The 23,511-nt window shown below is 65.9% G+C and carries 17 protein-coding genes, 1 tRNA gene and 2 pseudogenes; 11 read left to right on the plus strand and 9 right to left on the minus strand.

What is annotated here, in order from left to right:
• Positions 1–89: 89 nt before the first annotated feature.
• Positions 90–2,876, plus strand: coding sequence for a cation-translocating P-type ATPase (locus RTN46_RS04425; RefSeq protein WP_312179329.1), 2,787 nt, complete (start codon positions 90–92; stop codon positions 2,874–2,876).
• Here the strand turns inward: RTN46_RS04425 and RTN46_RS04430 are convergent.
• Both RTN46_RS04430 and glgC read right to left on the minus strand, forming a co-directional pair.
• A complete protein-coding gene (locus RTN46_RS04430; RefSeq protein ID WP_312179331.1) occupies positions 2,848–4,287 on the minus strand; it encodes an SDR family NAD(P)-dependent oxidoreductase in 1,440 nt (479 codons plus the stop codon). The genes RTN46_RS04425 and RTN46_RS04430 overlap by 29 nt on opposite strands.
• A 164-nt stretch (positions 4,288–4,451) precedes the next feature.
• Positions 4,452–5,696 carry a glucose-1-phosphate adenylyltransferase gene (gene glgC / locus RTN46_RS04435; protein WP_312179332.1) on the minus strand — a complete coding sequence of 415 codons (1,245 nt, stop codon included), beginning with the start codon at positions 5,694–5,696 and terminating at the stop codon, positions 4,452–4,454.
• 112 nt (positions 5,697–5,808) lie between these two features.
• Between glgC and glgA the strand changes: the two genes are divergently transcribed.
• Positions 5,809–7,005 (plus strand): glycogen synthase, encoded by a 1,197-nt coding sequence (gene glgA / locus RTN46_RS04440; protein ID WP_312179333.1) that lies wholly within the window; start codon positions 5,809–5,811, stop codon positions 7,003–7,005.
• A gap of 153 nt (positions 7,006–7,158) precedes the next feature.
• Here glgA and RTN46_RS04445 read toward each other — a convergent pair whose 3' ends face one another.
• Entirely contained in the window at positions 7,159–9,255 is a 2,097-nt protein-coding gene (locus RTN46_RS04445) for an acyl-CoA dehydrogenase (protein WP_312179335.1), read from the minus strand.
• Positions 9,256–9,264: 9 nt separating this feature from the next.
• Positions 9,265–10,023, minus strand: coding sequence for a TetR/AcrR family transcriptional regulator (locus RTN46_RS04450; protein WP_312179337.1), 759 nt, complete (start codon positions 10,021–10,023; stop codon positions 9,265–9,267).
• 72 nt (positions 10,024–10,095) lie between these two features.
• On the opposite strand from RTN46_RS04450, the gene RTN46_RS04455 reads away from it, so the two are divergent.
• The 4 genes from RTN46_RS04455 to RTN46_RS04470 all read left to right on the plus strand — a co-directional run bounded on the left by RTN46_RS04455 (position 10,096) and on the right by RTN46_RS04470 (position 14,954).
• Positions 10,096–11,427, plus strand: coding sequence for an acetyl-CoA C-acetyltransferase (locus tag RTN46_RS04455; protein ID WP_312179338.1), 1,332 nt, complete (start codon positions 10,096–10,098; stop codon positions 11,425–11,427).
• A 2-nt stretch (positions 11,428–11,429) separates the two neighbouring features.
• Positions 11,430–12,770 (plus strand): 3-oxoacyl-ACP reductase, encoded by a 1,341-nt coding sequence (locus RTN46_RS04460; protein WP_312179340.1) that lies wholly within the window; start codon positions 11,430–11,432, stop codon positions 12,768–12,770.
• 287 nt (positions 12,771–13,057) lie between these two features.
• Complete coding sequence (locus RTN46_RS04465) at positions 13,058–13,672, plus strand: MaoC family dehydratase (protein ID WP_396157313.1); 615 nt, start codon at positions 13,058–13,060, stop codon at positions 13,670–13,672.
• A gap of 49 nt (positions 13,673–13,721) precedes the next feature.
• Complete coding sequence (locus RTN46_RS04470; protein ID WP_312179344.1) at positions 13,722–14,954, plus strand: aminotransferase class V-fold PLP-dependent enzyme; 1,233 nt, start codon at positions 13,722–13,724, stop codon at positions 14,952–14,954.
• Between the two features lie 23 nt (positions 14,955–14,977).
• Here the strand turns inward: RTN46_RS04470 and RTN46_RS04475 are convergent, their stop codons facing one another.
• From RTN46_RS04475 to RTN46_RS04490, 4 genes are all read right to left on the minus strand, one after another.
• Positions 14,978–15,382 carry a universal stress protein gene (locus RTN46_RS04475; protein ID WP_312179346.1) on the minus strand — a complete coding sequence of 135 codons (405 nt, stop codon included), beginning with the start codon at positions 15,380–15,382 and terminating at the stop codon, positions 14,978–14,980.
• Positions 15,375–16,850, minus strand: coding sequence for an APC family permease (locus tag RTN46_RS04480; RefSeq protein WP_396157315.1), 1,476 nt, complete (start codon positions 16,848–16,850; stop codon positions 15,375–15,377). Before RTN46_RS04480 ends, RTN46_RS04475 begins: the two co-directional genes overlap by 8 nt.
• A 96-nt stretch (positions 16,851–16,946) precedes the next feature.
• On the minus strand, positions 16,947–18,245 hold the full coding sequence (locus RTN46_RS04485; RefSeq protein ID WP_312179348.1) for a hemolysin family protein: 1,299 nt from the start codon (positions 18,243–18,245) through the stop codon (positions 16,947–16,949).
• Between the two features lie 145 nt (positions 18,246–18,390).
• Positions 18,391–18,474 (minus strand) — tRNA-Leu (locus RTN46_RS04490).
• 197 nt (positions 18,475–18,671) lie between these two features.
• On the opposite strand from RTN46_RS04490, the gene RTN46_RS04495 reads away from it, so the two are divergent.
• Positions 18,672–19,973, plus strand: coding sequence for a M20/M25/M40 family metallo-hydrolase (locus RTN46_RS04495; protein WP_312179350.1), 1,302 nt, complete (start codon positions 18,672–18,674; stop codon positions 19,971–19,973).
• A 50-nt stretch (positions 19,974–20,023) separates the two neighbouring features.
• A complete protein-coding gene (locus tag RTN46_RS04500; RefSeq protein WP_312179352.1) occupies positions 20,024–21,178 on the plus strand; it encodes an acyl-CoA dehydrogenase family protein in 1,155 nt (384 codons plus the stop codon).
• A 30-nt stretch (positions 21,179–21,208) separates the two neighbouring features.
• On the opposite strand, the gene RTN46_RS04505 is transcribed toward RTN46_RS04500, so the two are convergent.
• Positions 21,209–21,442, minus strand: coding sequence for a DUF5703 family protein (locus RTN46_RS04505; protein WP_312179353.1), 234 nt, complete (start codon positions 21,440–21,442; stop codon positions 21,209–21,211).
• Between the two features lie 41 nt (positions 21,443–21,483).
• On the opposite strand from RTN46_RS04505, the pseudogene RTN46_RS04510 reads away from it, so the two are divergent.
• From RTN46_RS04510 to RTN46_RS04520, 3 genes and pseudogenes are all read left to right on the plus strand, one after another.
• Positions 21,484–21,726, plus strand: a pseudogene (locus tag RTN46_RS04510) (hypothetical protein); the annotation flags it as partial.
• Positions 21,727–21,918: 192 nt separating this feature from the next.
• Complete coding sequence (locus RTN46_RS04515) at positions 21,919–22,743, plus strand: undecaprenyl-diphosphate phosphatase (RefSeq protein ID WP_312179355.1); 825 nt, start codon at positions 21,919–21,921, stop codon at positions 22,741–22,743.
• 58 nt (positions 22,744–22,801) lie between these two features.
• Positions 22,802–23,511 (plus strand): annotated as a pseudogene (locus tag RTN46_RS04520) (cysteine--1-D-myo-inosityl 2-amino-2-deoxy-alpha-D-glucopyranoside ligase); the annotation flags it as partial.

A 23,511-nucleotide genomic window follows, 5' to 3' on the forward strand; every position in this document is an offset into this window, starting at 1 on the left:
CGCCCGCCCATTACCAGCCCCAATTCCCGTTGATAGACTGGCCGAACCATCCTCCACGCCCGGCACCAGGGCACCACAGGGGCAGCACCATGCAGCATGGCAGCAACCCTCTTTCAGGCCGGCCACCGGGCAATCCGCCCACACCGGAGACACAGGGCCCTCTACCGTGGACCGTAAGCGGGCCTGCAGCAGCTGCGGCGCTGGACAGCTCCCCGGAAGCCGGGCTGGGCGAGCAGCAGGTCGAGGAACGCTTGTCAGCGTATGGGGCGAACCAGCTCGAAGGGGCTCCTGCCGTGCCGGCCTGGCGCAAGATCCTGGCCCTGTTGGCCGACCGCCTGATCCTGGTTCTTATTGGTGCCGCCATTCTTAGCGCCGTTGTTTCCGGAGATCTTGAGACGCCGATCGTTATCCTGGCGGTGATCATCCTCAACACCAGCCTTAACTACGTCCAAGAACGGCGGGCGGAAAACAGCCTGGAGGCGCTGCGCCGTACCGATGTCGGAACTGCCCGTGTCCGCCGCGGCGGCAGGACGGTTTCTGTCCCGCGCACCGGCCTGGTGCCCGGAGACATTGTGCTGCTGGAGGCCGGGGACTCGGTACCGGCTGACGGCAGGCTCCTTGAAGCTGTCCGGCTCCAAGCCGCCGAGGCTGCCCTGACCGGTGAGTCCCAGCCGGTGAACAAGGACGCGGCTTCCCTCCAGGCCGCGGACGTTCCCGTGGCGGACCGGAGCGGCATGCTCTACATGGGCACCGATATCAGCCGCGGACGTGCCGTGATGGTGGTTACCGGCACCGGGATGAACACCCAAATGGGCCGGATTGCCCACCTGCTCGGCAGCACGGCGGAGGAAAAAACTACCCTCCAGCGCAGTATCGACCAACTGGCCGCCCTGCTCACGTGGATCGCGCTTGGTGTTGTTGCGCTGGTCTTTATCCTCGGCCTGTTCCGCGGAGAAGACCTGAACAGCCTGCTGCTGACCTCGGTGTCGCTGGCCGTTGCCACCATTCCGGAAGGGCTCACCGCCGTCGTCGCCTTCACCCTGGCGATGGGAGCTTCCCGGCTCGCGGCCCGCGGTGCGATCATCAAGCAGCTCTCCGCTGTGGAAACCCTGGGTGGTACGTCCCAGATCTGCACGGACAAAACCGGGACCCTCACACTGAATGAAATGACCGCCCGCCGGATCGTCTCACCGACCGGGCGGCAGTTCCGGGTCACCGGGACTGGTTACGGGGTGGACGGCAAGATCCTCAGCCCGGACGGGCGTCCGGTTCCTGCCCTGACCGAGGCCTACCTGGTGATGGCCCTGTGCAATGACGCGTCAGTGGCGGACGGTGTGCTAACCGGCGACCCGACGGAGGGCGCGCTGGTGGTACTGGCAGAGAAAGCGGGCGTGGATCCCGCCGGAGCGCGGGCCGAGCATCCCCGTGTGGCCGAAATTCCCTTTGACTCCGAGTACAAGTACATGGCGACTTTCAACGCTGACCGCGATAACCGGGAACCGGCGTACTGCAACGTCAAGGGCGCCCCGGGAGTGGTACTGGAGCTCTGTTCTGAGTTCGCCGGCCCGGACGGCCTCCAGCCGATGGAGGAGGCGGACCGTCAGCGGCTGGCCGGTGAAGTCGCCGCCCTGGCGGATTCCGGCCTGCGGACCATGGCCGTGGCCGGACGGCGGCTGGCCGGGCCGCTGCCGGAGACTGCGGGAGGACTCAAGGAAGCTGCCGCTGGCCTGGTCCTGTTCGCCATCGTCGGCATCATGGACCCGCCGCGCAGCGAGGCACGGGAGGCCATCGCGGTGGCCCATGCCGCCGGCATCAGGGTGCATATGATCACCGGCGACCACCTCATCACGGCGTCGGCAATCGCCAAGGACCTGGGGATCACCGGGAGCGCGGTGGCAGGCGCGGAACTGGACCGCTTCAGTGCCGGGGAACTGCAGGAGCGGGCACCGGAGTATGGGGTGCTCGCGCGCGTCTCACCGGAGCATAAACTCCGGGTGGTCGAGGCCCTCCAGGCGAACGGTGACGTGGTGGCGATGACGGGCGACGGCGTGAACGACGCCCCCGCACTGAAGCGCGCAGACATCGGGATCGCGATGGGCATCACCGGCACCGATGTATCCAAGGGCGCCGCCCGGATGATCCTGACCGATGACAACTTCGCCACGATCGTCGCCGCCGTCAAAGAGGGACGCGGGATTTACGCCAACATCCTCAAGTTCGTCCGGTTCCAGCTGACCACGGCCTGGGGCTTCGTCCTGATCTTCCTGGCCGCGGCCACCTTTGGTTTCGCCGGCGGAGCACCGTTTACGGCGATCCAGATCCTGTGGGTCAACCTCATCATGGACGGGCCGCCGGCCCTGGCACTCGGGGTGGACGCCACCGACCCCAAGGTTATGCAGCAGCCGCCGCGGAAACCCCGTGAACCCCTGCTGCCCGGAAAGCGGCTGGCCGGCCTCCTGGTTTCGGGCCTGGTGATGGCCGCCGGAACCTGCTGGGTCCTGTTGACGGCCCCGGCAATGTTCCCGGACAGTGCGGCAGCGAGTGCAAATTTCGCCACCACCATGGCGTTTACAACCTTCGTTTTCTACCAGGTCTTCAACCTGCTCAACGTCCGCAGTGACAGAACACTGTTCTCCCTGCAGACGTTCACGAACCGGACCATCTGGCTGGCGCTGGGCGCCGTTGTTGTACTGCAGTTCCTGGTGGTCCAGCTCGGCGTGTTCGAGGCATTGTTCGATACCGTCCCGCTCACCGCCGATCAGTGGCTGCTCTGCATCGGGGTGGCCGCCAGCATCGTGGTGGTTTCCGAACTCAGCAAGGCCATCGGCGCGCTGCGCCGGCGGCTGCTTACCAGGGAGAAGGCCGGTAGTCCTTGAGGAAGACTCCGTGCTGGTCCTCGCCCGCTTCGCCCATCACGATCGGATCGTAGACCCGGGCCGCTCCGTCGACGAGGTCCAGCGGTGCGTGGAATCCTTCCTCGGCGAGCCGCACCTTGGTTGGGTGCGGCCGTTCGTCCGTGATCCAGCCGGTGTCGACGGCGGTCATCAGAATCCCGTCCGTCTCAAGCATCTCCGCCGCACTGGTGCGCGTGAGCATGTTCAGCGAGGCCTTGGCCATGTTGGTATGCGGATGGCCGGGCCCCTTGTAGCGGCGGCCGAACTGGCCTTCCATCGCCGAAACATTCACGATGTACTTCCGCCGTGCCGGGGAAGCGGCCATCGACGGCCGCAACCGGTTGACCAGAAGGAACGGGGCAGTGACGTTGCACAGCTGCACTTCGAGCATTTCCAGCGGTTCCACCTGGTCCACCACCTGGGTCCAGCTGTTAATCGGCGCTGTGTCCGGGACCAGGCCACCCGCGTCGATCGCGGTTCCCGCGTCCAGCTTCGCCAGCGAGGAGGATCCGGCGGTCAGGGCGAGGGACGTGATGGCGTCACCGGCCAGTACCGGATGTGAGGCAACTGAACCAGCCAGTGCGGTTGGGTGCGCGTTGTAGGTGTTGCCGAAGGTAACCAGTTCCGGCATAGGCCGGCCTGCCGGCAGTTCTTCCAGCTCGGCGTCCATTAGTGGCTGGTAGGCGTTGGAGGTACGGCGCACGGTCTGGGCGGCGTTGTTGATCAGGATGTCGAGGGGACCGTCAGCTGCTACGGCGTCGGCCAGCGAAATCACCTGGGCCGGGTCGCGGAGGTCGATGCCCACGATCTTCAGCCGGTGCAGCCAGTCTGCGGAGTCCTCCATGGCCGCGAAGCGGCGGGCGGCATCCTTGGGGAACCGGGTGGTGACGGTGGTGTGCGCACCGTCGCGGAGCAGCCGCAGCGCGATGTACATCCCGATCTTGGCCCGGCCGCCGGTTAGAAGCGCGCGCTTGCCGGAAAGGTCCGTGCGCGCATCCCGCTTGGCGTGGCTGAAGGCCGCACATTCCGGGCACAGCTGATGATAGAAGGAGTCCACAAGGGTGTAGGGCTGCTTGCAGATGTAGCAGTTGCGCGGTTTAAGCAGAGTGCCGGCCGAGGGGCCGTGAGCGGAGCTGCGCAGCTGCGCGCCGCGGGTTTCGTCGTCGATCCGGTCCGGCGCTCCGGTAGCGGTCCGGGCGACGACGGCGCGGTCAGCCTCGGCGACGGCCTCCCGTTTGGAGACCTTGCGGTGTTTTTTGACCGCCTTGAACATCTTGGCGGTGGCCCGGCGGACGGCAACGTGGTCCGGATGTTCTTCGTCGAGGACATGGATCTGGGACAGGACCCGAAGACAGGCCTCGAGGTCTTCAGGGCTCAGGTCAGTGCTGCTCATGGAGTCGTTTCTGCGGTGTGGGTCCGCCGGCGGTGTACACGGCGGAGGCAAACTAATGCCTCTCGACTCTACCGCGAACCGGGCCGCAGCCCGTTAAAGCCCTTTCACCGCCAAGTCACCGCCAAGCCCTTCTGCTGCGAAGCCTGCCGCAGGAACCTCCGCCGCTAGTCGGCCCGAACGGTCTGGCCCTTGCTCAGCACGGTAAGGCCCGATGCCGTCACCGTGTATCCCCGGGCCAGGTCCAGTTCCCGATCGACGCCCACCGTCGCCCCGGGCGGGACCTGCACGAACTTGTCTATGATGGCGCGCCGGACGATTGAGCGTTCACCGATGTGGACGCCGTCCATGATGACGCTGTCGCTCACCGTGGACTTGGCATCGACGTAGACATCGTGGGCCAGTACGGAGCCGCTGACGCTGCCGCCGGAAATCAGTGCGCCGTTGGACACAATCGAGTCCACGGCCATGCCCGGCTCATCGGCGGGTCCGCGGACGAACTTCGCCGGCGGGGAGATGCTCTGGCGGGTATAGATGGGCCACTGCAGGTTGTAGAGGTTGAACGCCGGCAGCGGGGAGATCAGGTCCATGTGGGCGTCGTAGTAGGAATCCAGTGTCCCCACGTCCCGCCAGTACCGGTGGTCGCGGCCGGTGGCGCCGGGGATGACGTTCTCCGTGAAGTCATACACGGCTGCTTCGCCGCGCTCCACAAAGTACGGAATGATGTCGCCGCCCATGTCGTGCTTGGTGATCAGCCGCTCGGCGTCGACGCGCAGGGCCTCCACCAGCGCATCGGTGGTGAAGACGTAGTTGCCCATCGAGGCCAGGAAGCTTTCCGGATCATCCGGCAGGCCCGGTGTGCTTGTGGGCTTCTCCACAAACGCCGCAATCCGTCCCGGGACCGCGGGATTGGTCTCGATGACACCGAACTGGTCGGCCATCGAGAGCGGCTGCCGGACAGCCGCGACGCTGCACGGAGCTCCGGAGTCGATGTGCGCCTGGACCATCTGCGAGAAGTCCATCCGGTAAACGTGGTCGGCACCAATCACGACGACGATGTCCGGCCGCGCGTCGTCGATCAGGTTCATCGACTGGAAGAGTGCGTTCGCACTGCCCAGGAACCAGCTTTTGCCGACCCGCTGCTGGGCGGGGACTGAGGCCACGTAGTTCTGCAGCTGTGTGGAGAGCCGCCAGGTCTCGGAAATGTGCCGGTCCAGGCTGTGCGACTTGTACTGTGTGAGCACCACAATCTGCAGGTAGCCGGAGTTGACCAGGTTGGACAGGGCAAAATCGATCAGCCGGTATTTACCGGCAAATGGCACCGCGGGTTTGGCCCGGTCAGCAGTGAGCGGCATCAGCCGCTTCCCCTCGCCCCCGGCGAGGACGACGGCCAGGACTTTCTTGGGTGCCATATTGCCTACTCCTGACTTCTCCCCGCAGGGAATCTGTTGGTGCAGTGACGGACAGGTAAGCCTGCTGCCCAACACACTAGATCACTGAAGGGACGTGCACTACGTTGGTCTCGTGCGAGTAGATATCGTTTCCAAGGAATTCCCGCCCGAGATCTATGGGGGCGCAGGGGTGCATGTTGCCGAACTTAGCCGCGTGCTGGCAGAGCACGTTGACCTGCGGGTTCGCTGCTTCGGGACGCCGCGGAAGCCGGATTTTCACGGCGCCAGAGTGCAGGCCTACGAAGTGCCGGCGGAACTCGGAGCGGCGAATCCGGCGGTCCAGACCCTCGGCACCGACCTTGGCATGCTCCAGGATCTTGCCGGCGCGGACCTCATCCACTCGCACACCTGGTACGCGAATATGGCCGGGCATCTGGGCTCCCTGCTCTACGGTGTGCCCCACGTACTCAGCGCCCACAGCCTGGAACCGTTGCGGCCGTGGAAGGCCGAGCAGCTCGGCGGCGGCTATGCGCTGTCCTCTTGGGTGGAGAAAACCGCGTATGACGCCGCGTCCGCCATCATTGCGGTCTCCGAAGGCATGCGCCGGGACATCCTCCGCGCCTATCCGGAGGTCACCCCCGGCAAGGTCCGGGTGGTCCACAACGGCATCGACACGGCTGCCTGGCATCCAGACGAGGATCCGGACGGCGTCAGGGCCCTGGGTATTGATCCCGATGTGCCCAGCGTGGTGTTTGTTGGGCGCAACACCCGGCAGAAGGGGGTTCCATTCCTGCTGCGCGCCGCGGCCCTGCTCCCGCCGGAGGTGCAGGTAGTCCTGTGCCTGGGTGCCGCCGACACCCCTGAACTTGCCGCGGAGACAGCCGGGCTGATCACTGAATTGAGCCGGACCCGGCGAGGTGTCGTTGTCATCGAACGGATGCTGCCGAGGGAAGAGCTCATCAAGGTGCTCACGGCAGCAACAGTTTTTGCCTGTCCCTCTATTTACGAACCCCTCGGCATCGTGAACCTGGAAGCGATGGCCTGCGGCACCGCCGTCGTGGCCAGCGCCACGGGCGGCATTCCGGAAGTCGTCGAGGATGGGGTGACCGGGCTGCTCGTTCCGCTGGAGCAGCTCGGCGACGGCACCGGAACGCCGCTGGACCCGGAGGTCTTCGTCCGTGACTTCGCGGCAGCCCTCACCGCCGTCGTGACGGATCCGGCCCGTGCCCGTGAAATGGGAGAGGCCGGACGGCGCCGGGCGACGATGGAGTTCTCCTGGGACAGAATTGCCCAGGCCACCCTCGACGTTTACCGCTCCGTCCTGCCCTAGCCGTCCCCGGGCTGCAGGCCCGCAACCCGTTCAACCCGTTCAACCGATAGATTCCGCGGAAACGAATACACACCGTCCAGTGCGGAACAAACACAGCCGGTGCCCGCGGGATGCGGGCACCGGCTGTGTACTGCTGGGGTGTCTACCGGGCCGTCAGCGCTTGGCCTTGGCTGCCTGCTTCTTCCGCTGGATCAGGATCTTCTCGTCAACCGGGGCCGCGCCGCTGGCGCGCAGCAGCCGCTGGTATTCCATTGACTCGTCCTGCCGGGCCTTCTCCGCACCGGTAGCGACGGCGGCACGCAGGTGCTCCGGGCCGTAGCCGAAGGCATCGACCAGGTCCAGGGCATGCGGACGGACCTTGGTAAGCAGCCGGTTGATGTAGTCGCCCAGGGTGCGGGCACGCTGCGAGGACAGCCGGCCGTGCATTAGGTACCACGCCAGGTTCTTCTCGATCAGGCCCAGGCCAAACAGGTCCCTCAGCCAGGTGAGGACCTGGCGGGTACCGGCGTCCTCGATGCTGTCCAGGCCGCGGGTGAATGCCTCCCACTGCAGCAGCTCGGCGTGTGCACGGGCCGCTTCAATGAGGTCGTGCTGGTTCTGGTTGAAGATTACCGCCCCTTCAGCCTTGGGCAGCTTGCGCGCTTCGCGCAGGTTCGCGGCGACGTCGGCGACCATGGTTGCCACGCGGTCGGCCAGGAGGTCGTGCTGGGCCTTCGGATCGCGCAGGGCAATAGCGGACTTCTTCTCCGAGCCGGTGTCCGCTACGGTCTGCACGATCCGGCGCAGCCCCGAGCGGTTGAACGTCCGCTCGGTGGCCTGCCCGACGACGTAGCGGGCCAGGACACCGAAGTCGGCTCCCTGGAATTCCTTGGCGTAGTCCGCCAGCAGCCGCTTGGCAACCAGCTGCAGCAGCACCGTGTTGTCGCCTTCGAACGTGACGTAGATGTCCAGGTCGGACCGCAGCGCCGTCAGCCGGTTTTCGGCAAGGAATCCTGCCCCACCGGTCGCTTCGCGGCATTCCTGCAGGGTGTCCAGGGCGTGCCAGGTGGACAGGGACTTCAGCGCGGCGGCGAGGGTCTCCAGGTCCTGGCGGTTCTCGTCGGTATCATCGGCGCCGGAGAAGACGTCGTCGAACTTCGCGAGCAGTTCATCGTGGGCGAAGGACGCTGCGTAGGTGGTGGCCAGCAGCGGCAGCAGCCGGCGCTGGTGCTGCTGGTAGTCCATCAGGACTTCCTCAACCGTGTCCGAGCCGCCGTTGAACTGGCGGCGCTCGGTGGCGTACTGGATGGCGATCTTCAGGCCAAGCTTCGAGACAGCAACGGCGGCGCCGTCAAGCGAAACCCGGCCCTGGACCAGGGTCCCGATCATTGTGAAGAAGCGCCGGCCCGGGCTCTCGATGCTTGAGGAGTAGGTTCCATCCTCGGTGACATCGCCGTAGCGGTTGAGGAGGTTGGTGCGGGGGATCCGGACGTTGGAGAAGTGCAGGCGCCCGTTGTCGATGCCGTTCAGGCCGCCCTTGACTCCGTCATCCTCGCCGCCGACACCGGGCAGGAACCCGTTCTCATCCCGCAGCGGGACGTAGAAGGCATGGACGCCGTGGTCCACTCCCTTGGTGATCAGGTGGGCGAAGACGACTGCCGCCTTGCCGTTGACCGCGGCGTTGCCGATGTAGTCCTTCCACGCGGCGCGGAACGGCGTGTTGATGATGAATTCACCGGCAGCGGCATCGTATTCCGCCGTGGTGGCGATGCTGGAGACGTCGGACCCGTGGCCCGTTTCGGTCATGGCGAAGCAACCGGGGATTTCCAGGCTCATAATGCCCGGGAGCCACTTCTCGTGGTGTTCCCGGCTGCCCAGGTGCAGGACGGCGGAGCCGAACAGGCCCCACTGCACGCCCGCCTTGATCTGGAGCGAGGGATCCGCGACTACGAGTTCCTCGAAACCGGCGACGTTGCCTCCGTGGTTGTCCTGTCCGCCCACGTAGGCAGGGAAGGCGCGGTGCACGGCGTCGGCGTCGACCAGGATCTTCAGCTGGTCCATGACCCGCAGCCGGTGTTCGGTGTGGGTCAGGCCGGCAGGCGTGTGCAGGGCTTCGTTGCCCGCCAGCTTGCGCGCCTGGAGCCGGACCTCATGCCACTTCCCGAGCAGCGTGCGGCCGAGGGCCTCAACGTTAACGGTTGCTGAATCGTCATCGCTGATGACGGTGCTGGCCGGAAGCTGGCGCTCTGTGGTGGAGACTGACTGCGTCATTGCGTGTCCTTACTTGTCGGCGCCGGCCGTGGCGGGCCCGCGCCCGGAACGGTCATGCGCTGTGGCGGAGGGAGAAGAGGAGGAAGCTGCGGGCTCGGGGGTGTCCCACCCGATGCCGTCGAAGAGCCAGGCCGTGAGCTGGTCGGTCATCTCAGCCTCGGTCGGGCGGCCCGGACCGGACGGCGTGGCCAGCCAGCGCTCACCGGCGGCCCGGACCATCCCCAGCGCCGCCGTCGGCCAGTATCCGGCAGCCGCCTGGGTGAGGGCGTCGGACTCATGGCCTTCCAGATAGGCGTGGACAGCGTGGTCCATCATGGCGCTGATATTGGCAAAGAAGTCTGACAGGGCTGCGGCGACCCCGGGTTCGCTCGTTCCCGACGCCTCGCCGGCGGGGCTGCCGGTAACGAAGGCGTACACATTGGGGGAGGTCTGCGCCATCTGCAGGTAGGCGGAAACCATGGCGCGCAGGCCGGACCGGGGGGACGCAGCACTGCGGGCAGCCGAGAGGATTTTCTCCTGCATCTGGTTGATCACCACTTCGCCCATGGCCTGCTGCAGCCCGGACTTATCCCCGAAGTAGCGGTAGTACACGGACTTCGAGGTCCCGGACGCAGCGGCAATTTCCTCCATTGACGCCTGCGCACCGAGAGAGTGCACGGCGCGGCGGGCTGCTTTGATGAGGTCCCCGCGGCGCTCGGCCCGGTGGGCCTCCCACCGGATGGAACGGCCATCCGGTGCCGATGTGGTTTGTTTGGCTGCGCTGTTCACGATACTCAGCGTATCAGGTACGCTGGGTTGCAGTAACTCCCGTCACATAGCAACCCCCAAGGAGATTGACGAATGGCTGCACAACCCACGCCTGGACCCCAGTCAGCGCAGGCCTCAGGTCCTGCCGCGCGGAATGCCGTGGTGATCGGCGGCAACCGCATCCCGTTCGCCCGTTCCGGGGGAGCATACGTCCACAGCTCCAACCAGGACATGCTCACTGCTGCCCTCGACGGGCTGGTTGCCCGATTCGGCCTGCAGGGCGAGAGGATCGGCGCCGTTTCCGCCGGTGCCGTCCTGAAGCACTCCCGCGACTTCAACCTGACCCGCGAAGCCGTCCTTGGATCAGCACTTTCACCGGAAACCCCGGCCTACGACGTTCAGCAGGCCTGCGCCACGGGACTGGAAACCGTGGTGTCCCTGGCCAACAAGATCAAGCTCGGCCAGCTGGAATCGGGAATCGCCGGCGGGGTCGACTCCGCGTCCGACGCCCCCATTGCCGTCAGCGAAGGCCTCCGCCGGGCTCTGCTGGATCTCTCCCGGGCCCGGAGCACCAAGCAGAAACTCGCCGCCCTCGCGAAGATCCGGCCGAAGGACCTGGCGCCGAACGCACCGAACACCGGCGAGCCGCGGACCGGCCTGTCCATGGGAGAGCACCAGGCGCTGACCACGGCGCAGTGGAAGGTCACCCGTGAGAGCCAGGACGAACTGGCCTACAACAGCCACCGGAACTTGGCGGCCGCGTATGACCGCGGATTCTTCGACGATCTCCTGACGCCCTACCGTGGCCTGTCCCGCGACTCCAATCTGCGCGCCGACACCTCGTTGGAGAAGCTCGCATCCCTGAAGCCGGTCTTCGGCCGTTCACTCGGTGACGAGGCCACCATGACAGCGGGTAACTCGACGCCCCTCACGGACGGCGCGTCGGTGGTGCTGCTCGGCTCCGAGGACTACGCGCGGGAGCACGACCTGCCGATGCTGGCCAACGTGGTTGATGCCGAAGCCGGTGCCGTCGACTTCGTCCATGGCCGCGACGGGCTGCTGATGGCCCCGGCGTTCGCCGTGCCCCGCCTGCTGGCCAGGAACAACCTGACCTTCGACGACTTCGATTTCTTCGAAATTCACGAGGCCTTCGCCGGAACGGTGCTCAGCACCCTGGCCGCTTGGGAGGATGACGAGTTCTGCCGCACCCGGCTCGGCCTGTCGGCACCGCTGGGCAGCATTGACCGCAGCAAGCTCAACGTCAACGGGTCCTCACTCGCAGCGGGCCACCCGTTTGCTGCCACCGGCGGACGCATTGTCGCCACACTGGCCAAGATGCTGGCGGAAAAGGGCTCCGGCCGCGGACTCATTTCTGTCTGCGCAGCCGGCGGACAGGGACTCGTGGCAATCCTGGAGGCACGCTGACCATGACTGACACCTACCTCAAACTGGTTAACACCGGAATCACGAAGGACATCGCCAAAAAGCTCGGCCTGCCGCGTCCGGCTGTGCTGCGCCGTTTTGATCCTTCCAAGCCGCTGGTACCCGGGCCCATCCTGGTGCTGGGCAAGGGGGAGTCCGCGGACACCCTGGCGTCCCTGCTGTTGTCCTGGCAGCAGGATGTCCGCCGCCATGCCACTCCGAAGCTGGGCCTCGGCGCGATCCTGATGGTCCTGGATGAAGCCTTGGCTCCGGAAGATCTTTCTGCCGTCACGCTCGACGCCGGTGCCAGCCTCCGCGACCTCGCGCCCGGCGGTCGGATCATCACCGTCTCCCGTCCTGCTGCCGAGGCCAAGGACCCCGCGGCAGCCGCTGCCCGGCAGGGCATCGACGGCACCCTCCGCTCCCTGGCCCACGAGCTGCGGGGCGGAGCAACCGCCAACGGAATCGTGCTGGCCAACGGCACGGACGCTTCGGCACCCTCTGTGTCCGCGGCCCTGCACTTCCTGCTGTCCGGCCGCAGCGCCTACGTCAACGGGCAGTTCATTACGGTTAGTTCCGCCGCCGGTGAGCTGCCCGCAGACTGGACCGCGTCACTGGCCGGGAAAACCGCAGTCGTCACCGGCGCTGCCCGCGGCATCGGCGCCTCGATCGCCAGGGTGCTGCACCGTGAAGGCGCGAACGTCATTGTGGTCGATGTTCCCGCCGCCGGGGAAGCGCTGGCCGCCGTCGCCAACGAAGTCCGCGGCACGGCGTTGCAGGTGGACATCACCCGCGACGACGCCGCCGACCGGATCCTGGCGCACGCCGCTGAACGCTACGGGAGACTGGACATCGTGATCCACAATGCCGGGATCACCAGGGACAAGCTGCTGGCTAACATGGATGCTTCCCGCTGGGACTCGGTCCTCGCGGTCAACGTGGCCTCGCAGCTAAAGATGAACGAACGCTTCCTGGCTTCGGAGGCATTCAGCCCGGACGGGCGGATCGTTTCCCTGGCCTCGACCAGCGGCATTGCCGGGAACCGGGGGCAGACCAACTACGCGGCGTCCAAGGCAGGGATCATCGGTATGGTTCGGGCCACCGCACCGCTGCTGGCCCCGCGCGGCGGATCGATCAACGCCGTCGCCCCCGGCTTTATTGAAACGGATATGACGGCCCGGATGCCCGCCCTGACGCGGCAGGTGGCGCGGCGGCTTTCGAGCCTGCAGCAGGGCGGGCTGCCGGTCGACGTCGCCGAAACCATCGCATTTCTTGCCTCGGATTCGGCCGCCGGCATCAACGGAGAGATCCTGCGGGTCTGCGGACAGAATATGGTGGGCGCATGAGCGTACAGGAACTGGAGGAAATCCCGGCCCTTGGGCGGCTCTACCTCGCCGCCGTGGGCAATGCGGCCCGCAGCCGGCTCTCTGCTCCTTCAACCCTGGAGGAGCTCCCGGCGGCACGGCACTCCGTACCGCAGGCGCGGGTGGACCTGGCAAAACTGACGGATTTTCAGCGGCTGGTTGCGCACAGCGCGCAGGACACCCTGCCCTCGGGGTACGTCCATTCGTTCGCGTTCCCGGTTGCCATGAGCGTCATGGCCCGCGAGGATTTCCCGCTGCCACTGCTGGGTATGGTGCATCTGCGCAACGAGGTTCGCCATCTCCGTCCGATCCATTACACGGAGCCGCTTTCGGTGATCGCCTGGGCCGAGAATCTGTCCGGCCACCGGTCCGGTACGCAGGTGGAGCTGGTGGCGGAAGTCCGTTCCGGCACGGAACTGGTGTGGACGGGGCGGTCAACGTACCTGGCCAAGGGTGTGTTCCTTCCCCGCTTCGACCGTCCGGTGAACCGGCCCGAACGCACCGAGTTCGTGCCGCCCCTTCCGACGGCGCAGTGGCGGCTCGGCGCAGACGCCGGACGGAACTATGCCATGGTGTCCGGGGATTTCAACCCCATTCACCTCAGCAGTCTCTCCGCCAAGGCGCTGGGCATGAAACGCTCGATCGCCCATGGGATGTACCTCGCTTCCCGCGTGGTCGAGGAGGCCGGACCGGCGGTGCAGGAACCGTTTGAATGGGAGATCGAGTTCGAGTCTCCGGTCTTCCTGCCGGCAACGGTAAGCCTGCGCATTTCGGACGCCGGGGCACCGGGGGAGCGCGGGGAAACCACCTTCACCGGCTGGAACCAGCGCACCCGACGCCGCCACTTCCACGGTTCGGCACGCCCGCTTTTCCTGGCGGACTAGCCGCCTCGGAGCCTCAGCGAATGCCCCCGGGCCTGCTAGTGTTCCGGCCATGAATGCCTCCCGCTTCCATGACCGCGCCAAAGAGCTAGACGCCGCAGATCCGCTGGCTGACCTGCGTGAACGGTTCATTGGGCACAATGACCCCGGGGTTCCCGCCTATCTTGACGGCAACTCGCTGGGCCGGCCCCTGGCGGCAACGCTGGGCCGGCTCGGTGATTTTGTGGCCAACGCTTGGGGCGGCCGGCTGATCCGCGGCTGGGATGAGGGCTGGCTGGCACTGCCGGCGGCGATCGGCGACCAGCTCGGGACCACCGTCCTGGGTGCGGCGCCGGGCCAGTGCATCGTGGCCGACTCGACCACGGTCCTGCTGTACAAGCTGGCGCGGGCGGCCGTGGCTGCCGGCGGGGACCGCACGGAGATTGTGCTGGACCGGGACAACTTTCCCACCGACCGTTACGTGATGGCCGGTATCGCCCGGGAGTGTGGCCTAACCCTGCGGTGGGTGGAAGCAGACTACGACGGCGGCGTGAGCCCCGCGGCTGTTGCCGCCGCCGTCGGGCCGCAGACAGCATTGGTGGTGCTGAGCCATGTTGCGTACCGTTCCGGCTTCATTGCGGACGTCCCAGCGATTACCGCGCTGGTCCACCAGGCAGGCGGACGGGTGCTCTGGGACCTGTGCCATTCCGCCGGGGCCGTTCCAGCCGAACTGGATGCCTGGAATGTGGACTACGCCGCAGGCTGCAGCTACAAATACCTCAACGGCGGCCCCGGAGCACCGGCGTGGGCCTATGTGGCCCAGCGGCACCAGCCGGATTTCGCCCAGCCCATCCAGGGCTGGCTGGGTGCCGGGGATCCGTTCGAGATGGGTGCGGAGTACGTCCCCGCCGCCGGTATCCAGCGGGTAGTCTCCGGAACGCCGCCCATCCTGGGGATGCTGGCGATGCAGGACATGATTTCCCTGCTGGCAGAGACCGGCATGGATGCCGTGCGGACCAAATCCGTCCAGCTCACGTCCTTCGCCATCGAGGCCGTGGACGAGGTCCTTGCCCCTTGGAACGTGGTGCTCGCCTCGCCCCGGGATGCGGACAGCCGCGGCAGCCACATCACCATTGACCATCCCGCCTTCGCGCAGATCACCGCGCGGTTGTGGGAGCGCGGGATCATTCCCGATTACCGCAATCCCGGCGGCATCCGGCTGGGCCTCTCACCCCTGTCCACATCCTTCGCCGAGACCTGGACAGGAATCGAGGCAATTGCCCAGGAGTTGGGCAACAGCTCCTAGCACCGGTCTCCGTTAGCGGCCCATTATTGGCCGGCCTTCACGCACAGGACCGGGCAGGGAGCTTCGAGCAGCACACGCTGGGCCGTGCTGCCCAGGATCAGCTTTCCCACCGGGGTGCGGTGCCGGATCCCAACGACGATCAGCCGTGCGGAATGCAGCCTGCCCGCCGAAAGGATTTCCTCTGCCGGATCGTAATCCCCCTCGGGGTGCAGGATCTCGAACGGCTGGCCGCCGGCCTCCAATTCAGCGGCCAGGGAATCAAGGTTCCCGGCGGCGTCTTCGGGATGGCCGTGCCCGATGCCCCAGCCGGTGGTGCGGACATTCACGATCACCAGCAGGTCCCTCTCCACGGCGGCCTCGGTGCGCGCGTGTGCGAGTGCCGCGGCGCCTTCCGGACCGGGGACGTATCCGACGACGACGCTAGCCATGAAGTTCCTCCGGGTCGGTGAAACGGGTGCGCTTGGCCCTGACAGCCCGGTTCCAGAGCCAGGTGAAGAACCACAGCACAACGCCCACGGCAAGCAGGATTCCAGCGATCCGGTACTCGATCGGGTCCTGCGCCCAGGGTCCGACCAGGAACGCACAGCTGGCTGCGCCGAAGTAGGGAGTGATCCCGGGGGAGCGGAAGGTCTTCCGTGGCGGCTGGTCCGCCCCGCCGGCGCCGGGCTGCGGATCTGGCGGATTCCGCCGCAGGACAATACAGGCGATGTTGACCACGGTAAACACACAGAGGAGCAACAACGCTGTTGTCCCGCCGAGGGCCGCCACCGTTTGGGGCCCCATCGCATTGGTCACCACAATGATCAGTCCCACCGCGATTGCGGTGGTGAAGAGGATCGCGGCCCATGGCGTCCGCCGTCCGGCCAGGACCAAGGCCAGCGGACGCGGCAGCACCTCTTGGCGGGACATGCCGTAGAGCAGCCGGCTGGCCATCAGCATGTTGATCAGGGCCGTATTGGCGACGGCGAAGATAGACAGGAACGGGTAAATGACGTCGATCGGAAAGCCGGGCGCTCCGGTCTGCACCACTTCCAGCAGCGGCGTCTGGCTCTCGGAAAGCTGGCCCACCGGAACCACAGCCACGGCTGCGATGGACACCAGGATGTAGATGAAGACGGTGATGCCCAGGCCGGTGAGCATGACCTTTGGGAAAATCCGGGCGGGATCGCGCGTTTCCTCCGCCATGTTGACCGAATCCTCAAAGCCGACCATCGAGAAGAACGCCAGGGATGTGGCTGCGGTGAGGGCCAGGAAAACCGACTTCCCACCTTCGGTCTCGAAGACCATGATGCGGGAGAAGTCAGCGTTGCCCTGTCCCATGGCCCAGAATCCGATGCCGATCACGATCAGGAGGCCGGTGAGCTCAACGAGGGTCAGGAAGACGTTGAACTTGATGCTCTCCCCGACGCCGCGCAGGTTGACGGCGGCGAGCAGCAGCACAAAACACACGGCAACGGCCGTAACCCCGGTCTGGCCCCAGCCGAGCTTGAACCCGACCAGGAAGTTCTCCGCAAGGAACTTCGACGCCGTTGAGGCTGAGGTAATGCCCGAACACAGCACGGCGAACGTCACCAGGAAGGTCACGAAGTGGATGCCGAACGCCTTGTGCGTGTACAGCGCAGCCCCGGCTGCCTGCGGATACTTCGTCACGAGCTCAAGATACGAGAGCGCGGTGACTGTGGCGACTAGAAAAGCGATCAGGATCGGCGCCCAGGCCGCGCCGCCGATCTCCCCGGCGATCTGCCCGGTGAGGGCATAGACACCAGTGCCCAGCACGTCGCCGATGATAAATAACAGCAGCAGCTTGCTCCCCATCACCCGTTTTAGGGCCGGACCTGTGCTGGTCTGCGGCTCGCTGCCGGCCGCCGTATCCTCACCTGGGCTTGGAGCACTCATGCCCGGTATTCTTCGCGAGGGCTCCGCCGGCTGCAATGCACACCGGTGCTTTCCTGCGTCCCCGAGCGCAATCTGCCGGTCCTCCGGCCAGGCACGCTAGGACCCGGAGTCGTCGCGGAGGACGTGCACCGCACGGATGCGGTGATTTTCGACGTCGAGCACCCGCAGCCGGCCACCGGGCGCGGGCACGGAGTCGCCGGGCACTGCCATCCGCCCCAGCCGGTCAAGAATGTAGCCTGCCACCGTTTCGTACTGGCCTTCGGGAAGCGCCATCCCCGTGAGGCGGTCGAACTCCTGCAGGATCAGGCCGCCGTCGACCATCATCTCGCCCTGGACCATCAGGTGCCGGTCCTCGGGGTCGCGGCCGGTGTCATATTCGTCGTAAATCTCCCCGACCAGTTCCTCCACGAGGTCCTCCAGCGTGACGATGCCGTCCGTTCCCCCGTACTCATCCACAACGACGGCGATGTGGCTGTTCCCGCGCCGCATCCGCGAAAGTGCAGGCAGCACTGTGGCCGTTCCCGGAAGGAACAGGATCGGCCGGACAATCTCGCCGAGCCAAAGGCTGCCGGAAGGATCTTCGTCCCGGTCAAAGAGATCCCGGACATGGACGAACCCGAGGACATCGTCCGGGGACGCTCCCGACACCGGGTACCGGGAATAGGGAAGGGCCTGCACCTTGTGGCGGGCTTCGTCCAAGGTGAGCGAAGCGGATAGGAACTCCACCATCGGACGGGGCCGCATGACTTCCTGCAGCAGGCGCTGGCCGGCACCAAAAACATCCGAGAGGATGCTGCGGCTTTCATCGGCAAGCACCGGGCTGGTCTTCACCATTTCCAGCAGCTCCTGCTGGGAAACGGGCATACTCTTCAGGTTCGGGTCCCCTCCGAGCAGCCGCACGAGAGCGTTGGTGGAGACGGAGAGCAGCCGAATCACCGGGCGCATCAGCACGGCGAAACCGGCCAGGGGAGGCGAGAGGACGCGGGTGAAGCGCTCCGCATTCTGCATGGCCAGCCGTTTGGGCACCAGTTCGGAAAAGACCAGTGAGAGGTAGGCGATCACAAGCGTCATGGCGATGAACGACGTCCCCTGCGCCGCTGCCGGGTTCAACCCCCAGCTTTCCAGGACAGGTGCGATGGCCGGGGCTAGGGCCGAGGCGCCATAGGCGGCGGAGAAAAAGCCCGAAAGGGTCACCCCGATCTGGATCGCGGACAGGAACAGATTGGGGTTCCGGGCAAGCTGCGCAGCCGTCGCCCCGCGCTTCCCGGAGTTCTCCATCCGCAGGATCTGTCCCTCGCGCAGGGACACGAGCGCCATCTCGGCAGCAGCGAACACCCCGCCCAGCAGGACAAAGAAGAGGACCAGGATCACATTCAGGAACCCGCTGCCGTCCATGATGCGAGGGTACTCGTTGGCAGTGCGGGCGTGACAGAGCCCGGGATTCAGGCAGCCTCCGGGAGCAACGACACACAGGCCAAGGATCCGGATCAGACAAAAAAGATCCCCCCGGCTTCCAAGGAAACCGAGGGGATCTTCGCTGTGCGCGGAGGGGGACTTGAACCCCCACCCTCAATAAGAGGACTAGCACCTCAAGCTAGCGCGTCTGCCATTCCGCCACCCGCGCAGGGTGTCTTCCGAAGACCGGTTTTTATTCCGTTTCTTCGTTTGCAACGGGAAAAACTCTAACACGGTTTCGGCGAGAAGGACGAATCGACCCATTTCAGCGCTGCGTTACGTAACGCCGGACGGACAAAGCTGCCTTCCGGGGCAGGGGAATGGCTAGGCTGGCCCTAACCCCGTGCAGCAAGGAGAGAGAAGTACATGACGTTCCGCGCCGAAGACGAAGTGACCCGCATCTGCCAGGACCTGATCCGCATCGACACCTCCAACTATGGTGACGGTTCCGGGCCAGGGGAACGTGCCGCCGCCGAGTATGTTGCCGGGCTCATCGAGGAGGCCGGCCTCGAAGCCGACCTTTTCGAGTCCGCTCCGGGCCGGGCTTCAGTGGTCACCCGTTTGGAAGGCACAGACCCCTCCCTGCCGGCACTTGTAGTTCACGGCCACCTCGACGTCGTTCCCGCCCAGAAGCAGGACTGGACCGTGGATCCGTTCAGCGGCGAGGAGCGGGACGGTCTGATCTGGGGCCGCGGCGCCGTGGACATGAAGGACATGGACGCGATGATCCTCTCAGTGATGCGCGAAATGGCTGGAAACGGCAAGCGGGGCCGACGCGACCTGGTGTTCGCTTTCTTCGCCGATGAGGAGGCCGGAGGGGAGTACGGCGCGCGCTGGGCGGTGGAAAACCGTCCGGAGCTTTTCGAAGGAGCCACCGAGGCCATCTCGGAGGTGGGCGGCTTCTCGGCGACCATCGGCGGGCGCCGGACCTACCTGCTGCAGACTGCGGAGAAGGGCATTTCCTGGCTGCGCCTGCGCGCACACGGCCGGGCGGGCCATGGCTCGCAGATCAATACCGATAACGCGGTGACCAGGCTGGCGGGTGCCGTTTCGCGGATCGGCGCGCACCAGTGGCCGATCGAACTCACCGACACCACCCGCGCCTTCCTGGACGGCGTCACCGAGCTCACCGGAGTCGAATTCGATCCGGACAACCCGGAGAAGCTCCTCGCTGAGCTGGGCACCGTGGCCCGCTTTGTTGGGGCCACGCTCCAGAACACCGCCAACCCGACCCTGCTCGCCGCAGGTTACAAGCACAACGTGATCCCGGGGACAGCCGAAGCGTTCATTGACGCACGCACACTTCCCGGCCAGGAAGAACACCTCCTCGAAGTGATCCGGGGCCTTGCAGGAGACGGTATCGACATCAGCTACGAACATCGGGACGTCTCCCTGGAAGTGCCGTTCGCCGGGAACCTGGTGGACTCCATGGTGGGCGCCCTGCAGGCGGAAGACCCCGGGGCACCGGTCCTGCCGTACACGCTCTCCGGCGGGACGGACAACAAGTCGCTCAGCCGGCTGGGCATCACCGGCTATGGCTTCGCCCCGCTCCGGCTCCCGGAGGACCTGGACTTCACCGGGATGTTCCACGGCGTCGACGAACGGGTCCCGGTGGACTCGCTGAAGTTCGGTACCCGGGTCCTTTCCCGCCTGCTGCACGACTACTAAGCCACTCCACTTCCCCAACAGAAAACAGATCCACCGAAGGGAACAATCCCATGCCTGCCGGAGACATCCTCACGCCCGAACTCCTGGACCGCCTGCGCAGCCGGGCTCCGGAATACGACCGCCGCAACGCTTTCTTCACGGAAGATCTCGAAGAGCTCCGCAGCGCCGGTTACCTGGCACTGTTCTCGACCCCGGACCAGGGCGGCGCCGGACTTAGCATCCCGGAAGTCGTCGCCTGCCAGCGGCTGCTGGCATCCGCTGCTCCGGCGACGGCGCTGGCCATCAACATGCACCTGGTCTGGTGCGGGGTGGCGCACCTGCTGGCACTGCACGGGGATGACTCCCTGTCCTTTGTCCTGGAGGAGGCGGCCCGCGGGGAGATTTTCGCGTTCGGCATCTCGGAACCGGGCAACAGCGCGGTGCTCTTCGATTCCAACACGGAAGCTGTTCCGCGGCCCGACGGCGGCTACTCGTACACCGGGCGCAAGATCTTCACCAGCCTGTCGCCGGCATGGACCCGGCTGGGCATCTTCGGAAAAGACGCCACCGACCCGGACTCACCGCGCCTGGTTTTTGGTTTCGCCGACCGGGGGACCGGGGGCATTACCAGCCTCGATGACTGGGACACCCTGGGCATGCGCGCCTCCCAGTCCTGCACCACCCTGCTGGAGGGGGCCGTCGTTCCCGCGGACCGAATTGTCCGGCACACTCCGGTGGGGCCGCACGCGGACCTGTTTGTCTTTGGCATCTTCAGTCTCTTCGAAACGCTGCTCTCAGCCGTGTATACGGGGATCGGCGACCGGGCGCTCACCCTTGCCACGGAGGCTGCGGCCTCCCGCACGAGTGGGGGAGTTCCGGGGACCCAGGATCCCCACACCCGATGGCGGATCGCTGACGCCGCCATCCGCATGGACGGCGCCGCGCTGGCACTGGAATCCGTGGCCCGGGACCTGGAAGCACGCGCGGACCACGGCGGGTTCTGGTTCGCCCGGCTCTCCGCCCTCAAACTGCGCACCACGGATACCGTCCGTGGCGTAGTGGAATCCGCCGTGAAGGTGGCGGGAGGTCGAAGCTATTTCCGCGGCCAGGAACTCGAGCGGCTCTACCGCGACGTCCTTGCGGGTATGTTCCATCCATCCAGTGAGGACTCGGCCCACAACACCATGGCCAACGCTTTGCTGGGTCCTCCGGCGGATCCGCAGTAGGCAGCCGGAAGGCAGGTCCGTGCGCCCGCGCTAGGCCGTGCGCTGGACCCGCATGATCTTGCGCCGCAGCCAATAGCGGTGCTGGCCGCCCCGGTAGATGCGGGTCCGCTGGAGTTCCCATTTGCCGTACTCGGCGTGATCCGTGATTAGCCGCCGAGCCTCCGGGAGGGACTCATGGGGATCTACGGACAGGACCAGGTACTCGTAGTCCTTGGCAGGAGCGGCGTTGAAGGACCGGTCCGGTCTAAGAATTTGTTCTCGCATTTGCATCCCATTTTGCCTGCTTTACCGCTAACGTCTAGTCCATGAGCATAGATCCGCGCGTTGCGCTCCAGTCCCTGGTTGCTGCCTTCGAAGAGCACCTGGCTGCTGCCGCCGCCCGCCGCGGAGAGAAGGATCCGTCCGTCGAAGGGGCCTATCTGGCCATCGCGGACGCGTTCGAGGTGTATGAGGAAGTCCTCTACGACGCTTACGGCGAAGTGACGCCGCTGGAGATTTACGACGACGAAGACGGCGACGAAGACCTGCTCGACGACGATGAGGAAATGCTCCGCAGCTCCAGCTTTGGCGGGCCCTCCGACGTGGACACGGATGAGGCGGAAGGGTTCTCCGCCCGCACTCTGGACGGCTCGGACGGCTACGGCCGCCAGTCCGGCAGCGACCGCTAGCGACCGCTAGCGACCGGCCGCGACCGGGCCCACGTGGACTGGCCGGGCTTCGCCGTGCCCTAGAGTCGTAGGGTGAATTGGTTTGAAGCAATATTCCTCGGATTCCTCCAGGGTCTGACCGAGTTCCTGCCCATTTCGTCCAGCGCGCACCTGCGGATTGCGGGTGAACTCCTTCCCGGCGCCCAGGATCCCGGCGCCGCTTTCACCGCTATCACCCAGCTCGGAACCGAGACTGCGGTTGCGGTGTATTTCTGGAAGGACATCGTTCGGATCGTCAAGGCATGGTTCGGTTCGTTCACCGGCCGGGTGCCGCGCTCCGACCCGGACGCACGAATGGGCTGGCTGATCATCGTCGGAACCATTCCCATCGTCGTCCTGGGCCTGCTTTTCCAGGATCAGATCGAAGGCGTCTTCCGCAGCCTCTGGCTCGTGGCGACCATGCTGATTGTGTTTGGTGTTTTCCTGGCAATCGCGGACAAGGTCGGCCGGCAGCAGCGCACCCTGGACCAGCTCACCTACAAGCACGGCATCCTGTACGGCCTGGCCCAGGCCCTGGCGCTCATTCCCGGCGTATCCCGGTCCGGCGGAACCATTACCGCGGGACTGCTGATGGGTTACACGCGGGAAGCGGCAGCCAGGTATGCATTCCTGCTTGCCATTCCGGCTGTCTTCGGCAGCGGCCTGTACCAGCTCGCCAAGTCCTGGGGCGAGCCGAGCCCATACGGCGGCGCAGAGACCGCGGTCGCTACGGTAGTGGCCTTCGTCGTCGGCTTCATCATCATCGGCTGGTTCCTGCGCTACGTTTCCACCCGCAGCTACCAGCTGTTCGTCTGGTACCGGATCGGCCTGGGCGTGGCCATTTACATCGCCCTTGGCACAGGCGTGCTGCACGCCTGATCCCGCTCCGGCCAACGCAAAAATGTGAACACCTTTCAGAGTCAGTAGAGTTGATCTTGTGATCGCATGGAAATCCCGCCCCCTGCCTGTACTGCCCGGAAAGTCCCCGGGCCTCGTCCTCTTCGATTCGGCGCTTCGCAGGGCCGTACCTGTCCGCCCTGAGGGTGAGGCGGGACTCTATGTCTGCGGCATCACCCCGTATGACGCAACCCACATGGGACATGCAGCAACATACGTGGCCTTCGACCTGCTGAACCGTCAGTGGCGGGACGCCGGCCACACCGTGAACTATGTGCAGAATGTCACAGACATCGACGACCCGCTGCTTGAACGCGCCGCTGCCACCGGCGTTGACTGGATGGTCCTCGCCAAGGAACAGACCCAGCTTTTCTGGGAGGACATGGAAGCGCTGAACGTCATTGCGCCGCAGAACTACATCGGCGCAGTGGAGTCCATCGAGTGGATCGTCCCGGTCGTTGAAGCACTGCTGGAGCAGGGCATCGCGTACCGCGTGGCGGGAACCGGCGCAGAGCCCGACGGCGATGTCTATTTCTCGATCGACGCGGCGCAGGAACTGGAAAAGAGCGGCCCGGATGCCTGGTGGCCCGGGCAGGTCTCGGGCCTCACGCCTGAGCAGATGATGCCGGTCTTCGCCGAGCGCGGCGGTGACCCCGACCGTCCGGGCAAACGGAATCCGCTCGATGCCCTGCTGTGGCGGGTAGCCCGGCCGGGTGAACCCCTGTGGCCCGGCGGGAAGCTCGGCGACGG

Origin of the sequence: Arthrobacter sp. (genome assembly GCF_031988865.1) — a bacterium.
Lineage (GTDB): Bacteria > Actinomycetota > Actinomycetes > Actinomycetales > Micrococcaceae > Arthrobacter_B.

What these genes read in the sequence shown, in the direction of transcription:
- RTN46_RS04495 (WP_312179350.1), top strand. Translation starts at nt 18,672, where the DNA reads ATGACGTTCCGCGCCGAAGACGAAGTGACCCGCATCTGCCAGGACCTG.
- RTN46_RS04475 (WP_312179346.1), bottom strand. Translation starts at nt 15,382, where the DNA reads ATGGCTAGCGTCGTCGTCGGATACGTCCCCGGTCCGGAAGGCGCCGCG.
- glgC (WP_312179332.1), bottom strand. Translation starts at nt 5,696, where the DNA reads ATGGCACCCAAGAAAGTCCTGGCCGTCGTCCTCGCCGGGGGCGAGGGG.
- RTN46_RS04465 (WP_396157313.1), top strand. Translation starts at nt 13,058, where the DNA reads ATGGTGCATCTGCGCAACGAGGTTCGCCATCTCCGTCCGATCCATTAC.
- RTN46_RS04485 (WP_312179348.1), bottom strand. Translation starts at nt 18,245, where the DNA reads ATGGACGGCAGCGGGTTCCTGAATGTGATCCTGGTCCTCTTCTTTGTC.
- RTN46_RS04430 (WP_312179331.1), bottom strand. Translation starts at nt 4,287, where the DNA reads ATGAGCAGCACTGACCTGAGCCCTGAAGACCTCGAGGCCTGTCTTCGG.
- RTN46_RS04460 (WP_312179340.1), top strand. Translation starts at nt 11,430, where the DNA reads ATGACTGACACCTACCTCAAACTGGTTAACACCGGAATCACGAAGGAC.
- RTN46_RS04455 (WP_312179338.1), top strand. Translation starts at nt 10,096, where the DNA reads ATGGCTGCACAACCCACGCCTGGACCCCAGTCAGCGCAGGCCTCAGGT.
- RTN46_RS04445 (WP_312179335.1), bottom strand. Translation starts at nt 9,255, where the DNA reads ATGACGCAGTCAGTCTCCACCACAGAGCGCCAGCTTCCGGCCAGCACC.
- RTN46_RS04505 (WP_312179353.1), bottom strand. Translation starts at nt 21,442, where the DNA reads ATGCGAGAACAAATTCTTAGACCGGACCGGTCCTTCAACGCCGCTCCT.
- RTN46_RS04500 (WP_312179352.1), top strand. Translation starts at nt 20,024, where the DNA reads ATGCCTGCCGGAGACATCCTCACGCCCGAACTCCTGGACCGCCTGCGC.
- RTN46_RS04470 (WP_312179344.1), top strand. Translation starts at nt 13,722, where the DNA reads ATGAATGCCTCCCGCTTCCATGACCGCGCCAAAGAGCTAGACGCCGCA.
- RTN46_RS04425 (WP_312179329.1), top strand. Translation starts at nt 90, where the DNA reads ATGCAGCATGGCAGCAACCCTCTTTCAGGCCGGCCACCGGGCAATCCG.
- RTN46_RS04480 (WP_396157315.1), bottom strand. Translation starts at nt 16,850, where the DNA reads ATGAGTGCTCCAAGCCCAGGTGAGGATACGGCGGCCGGCAGCGAGCCG.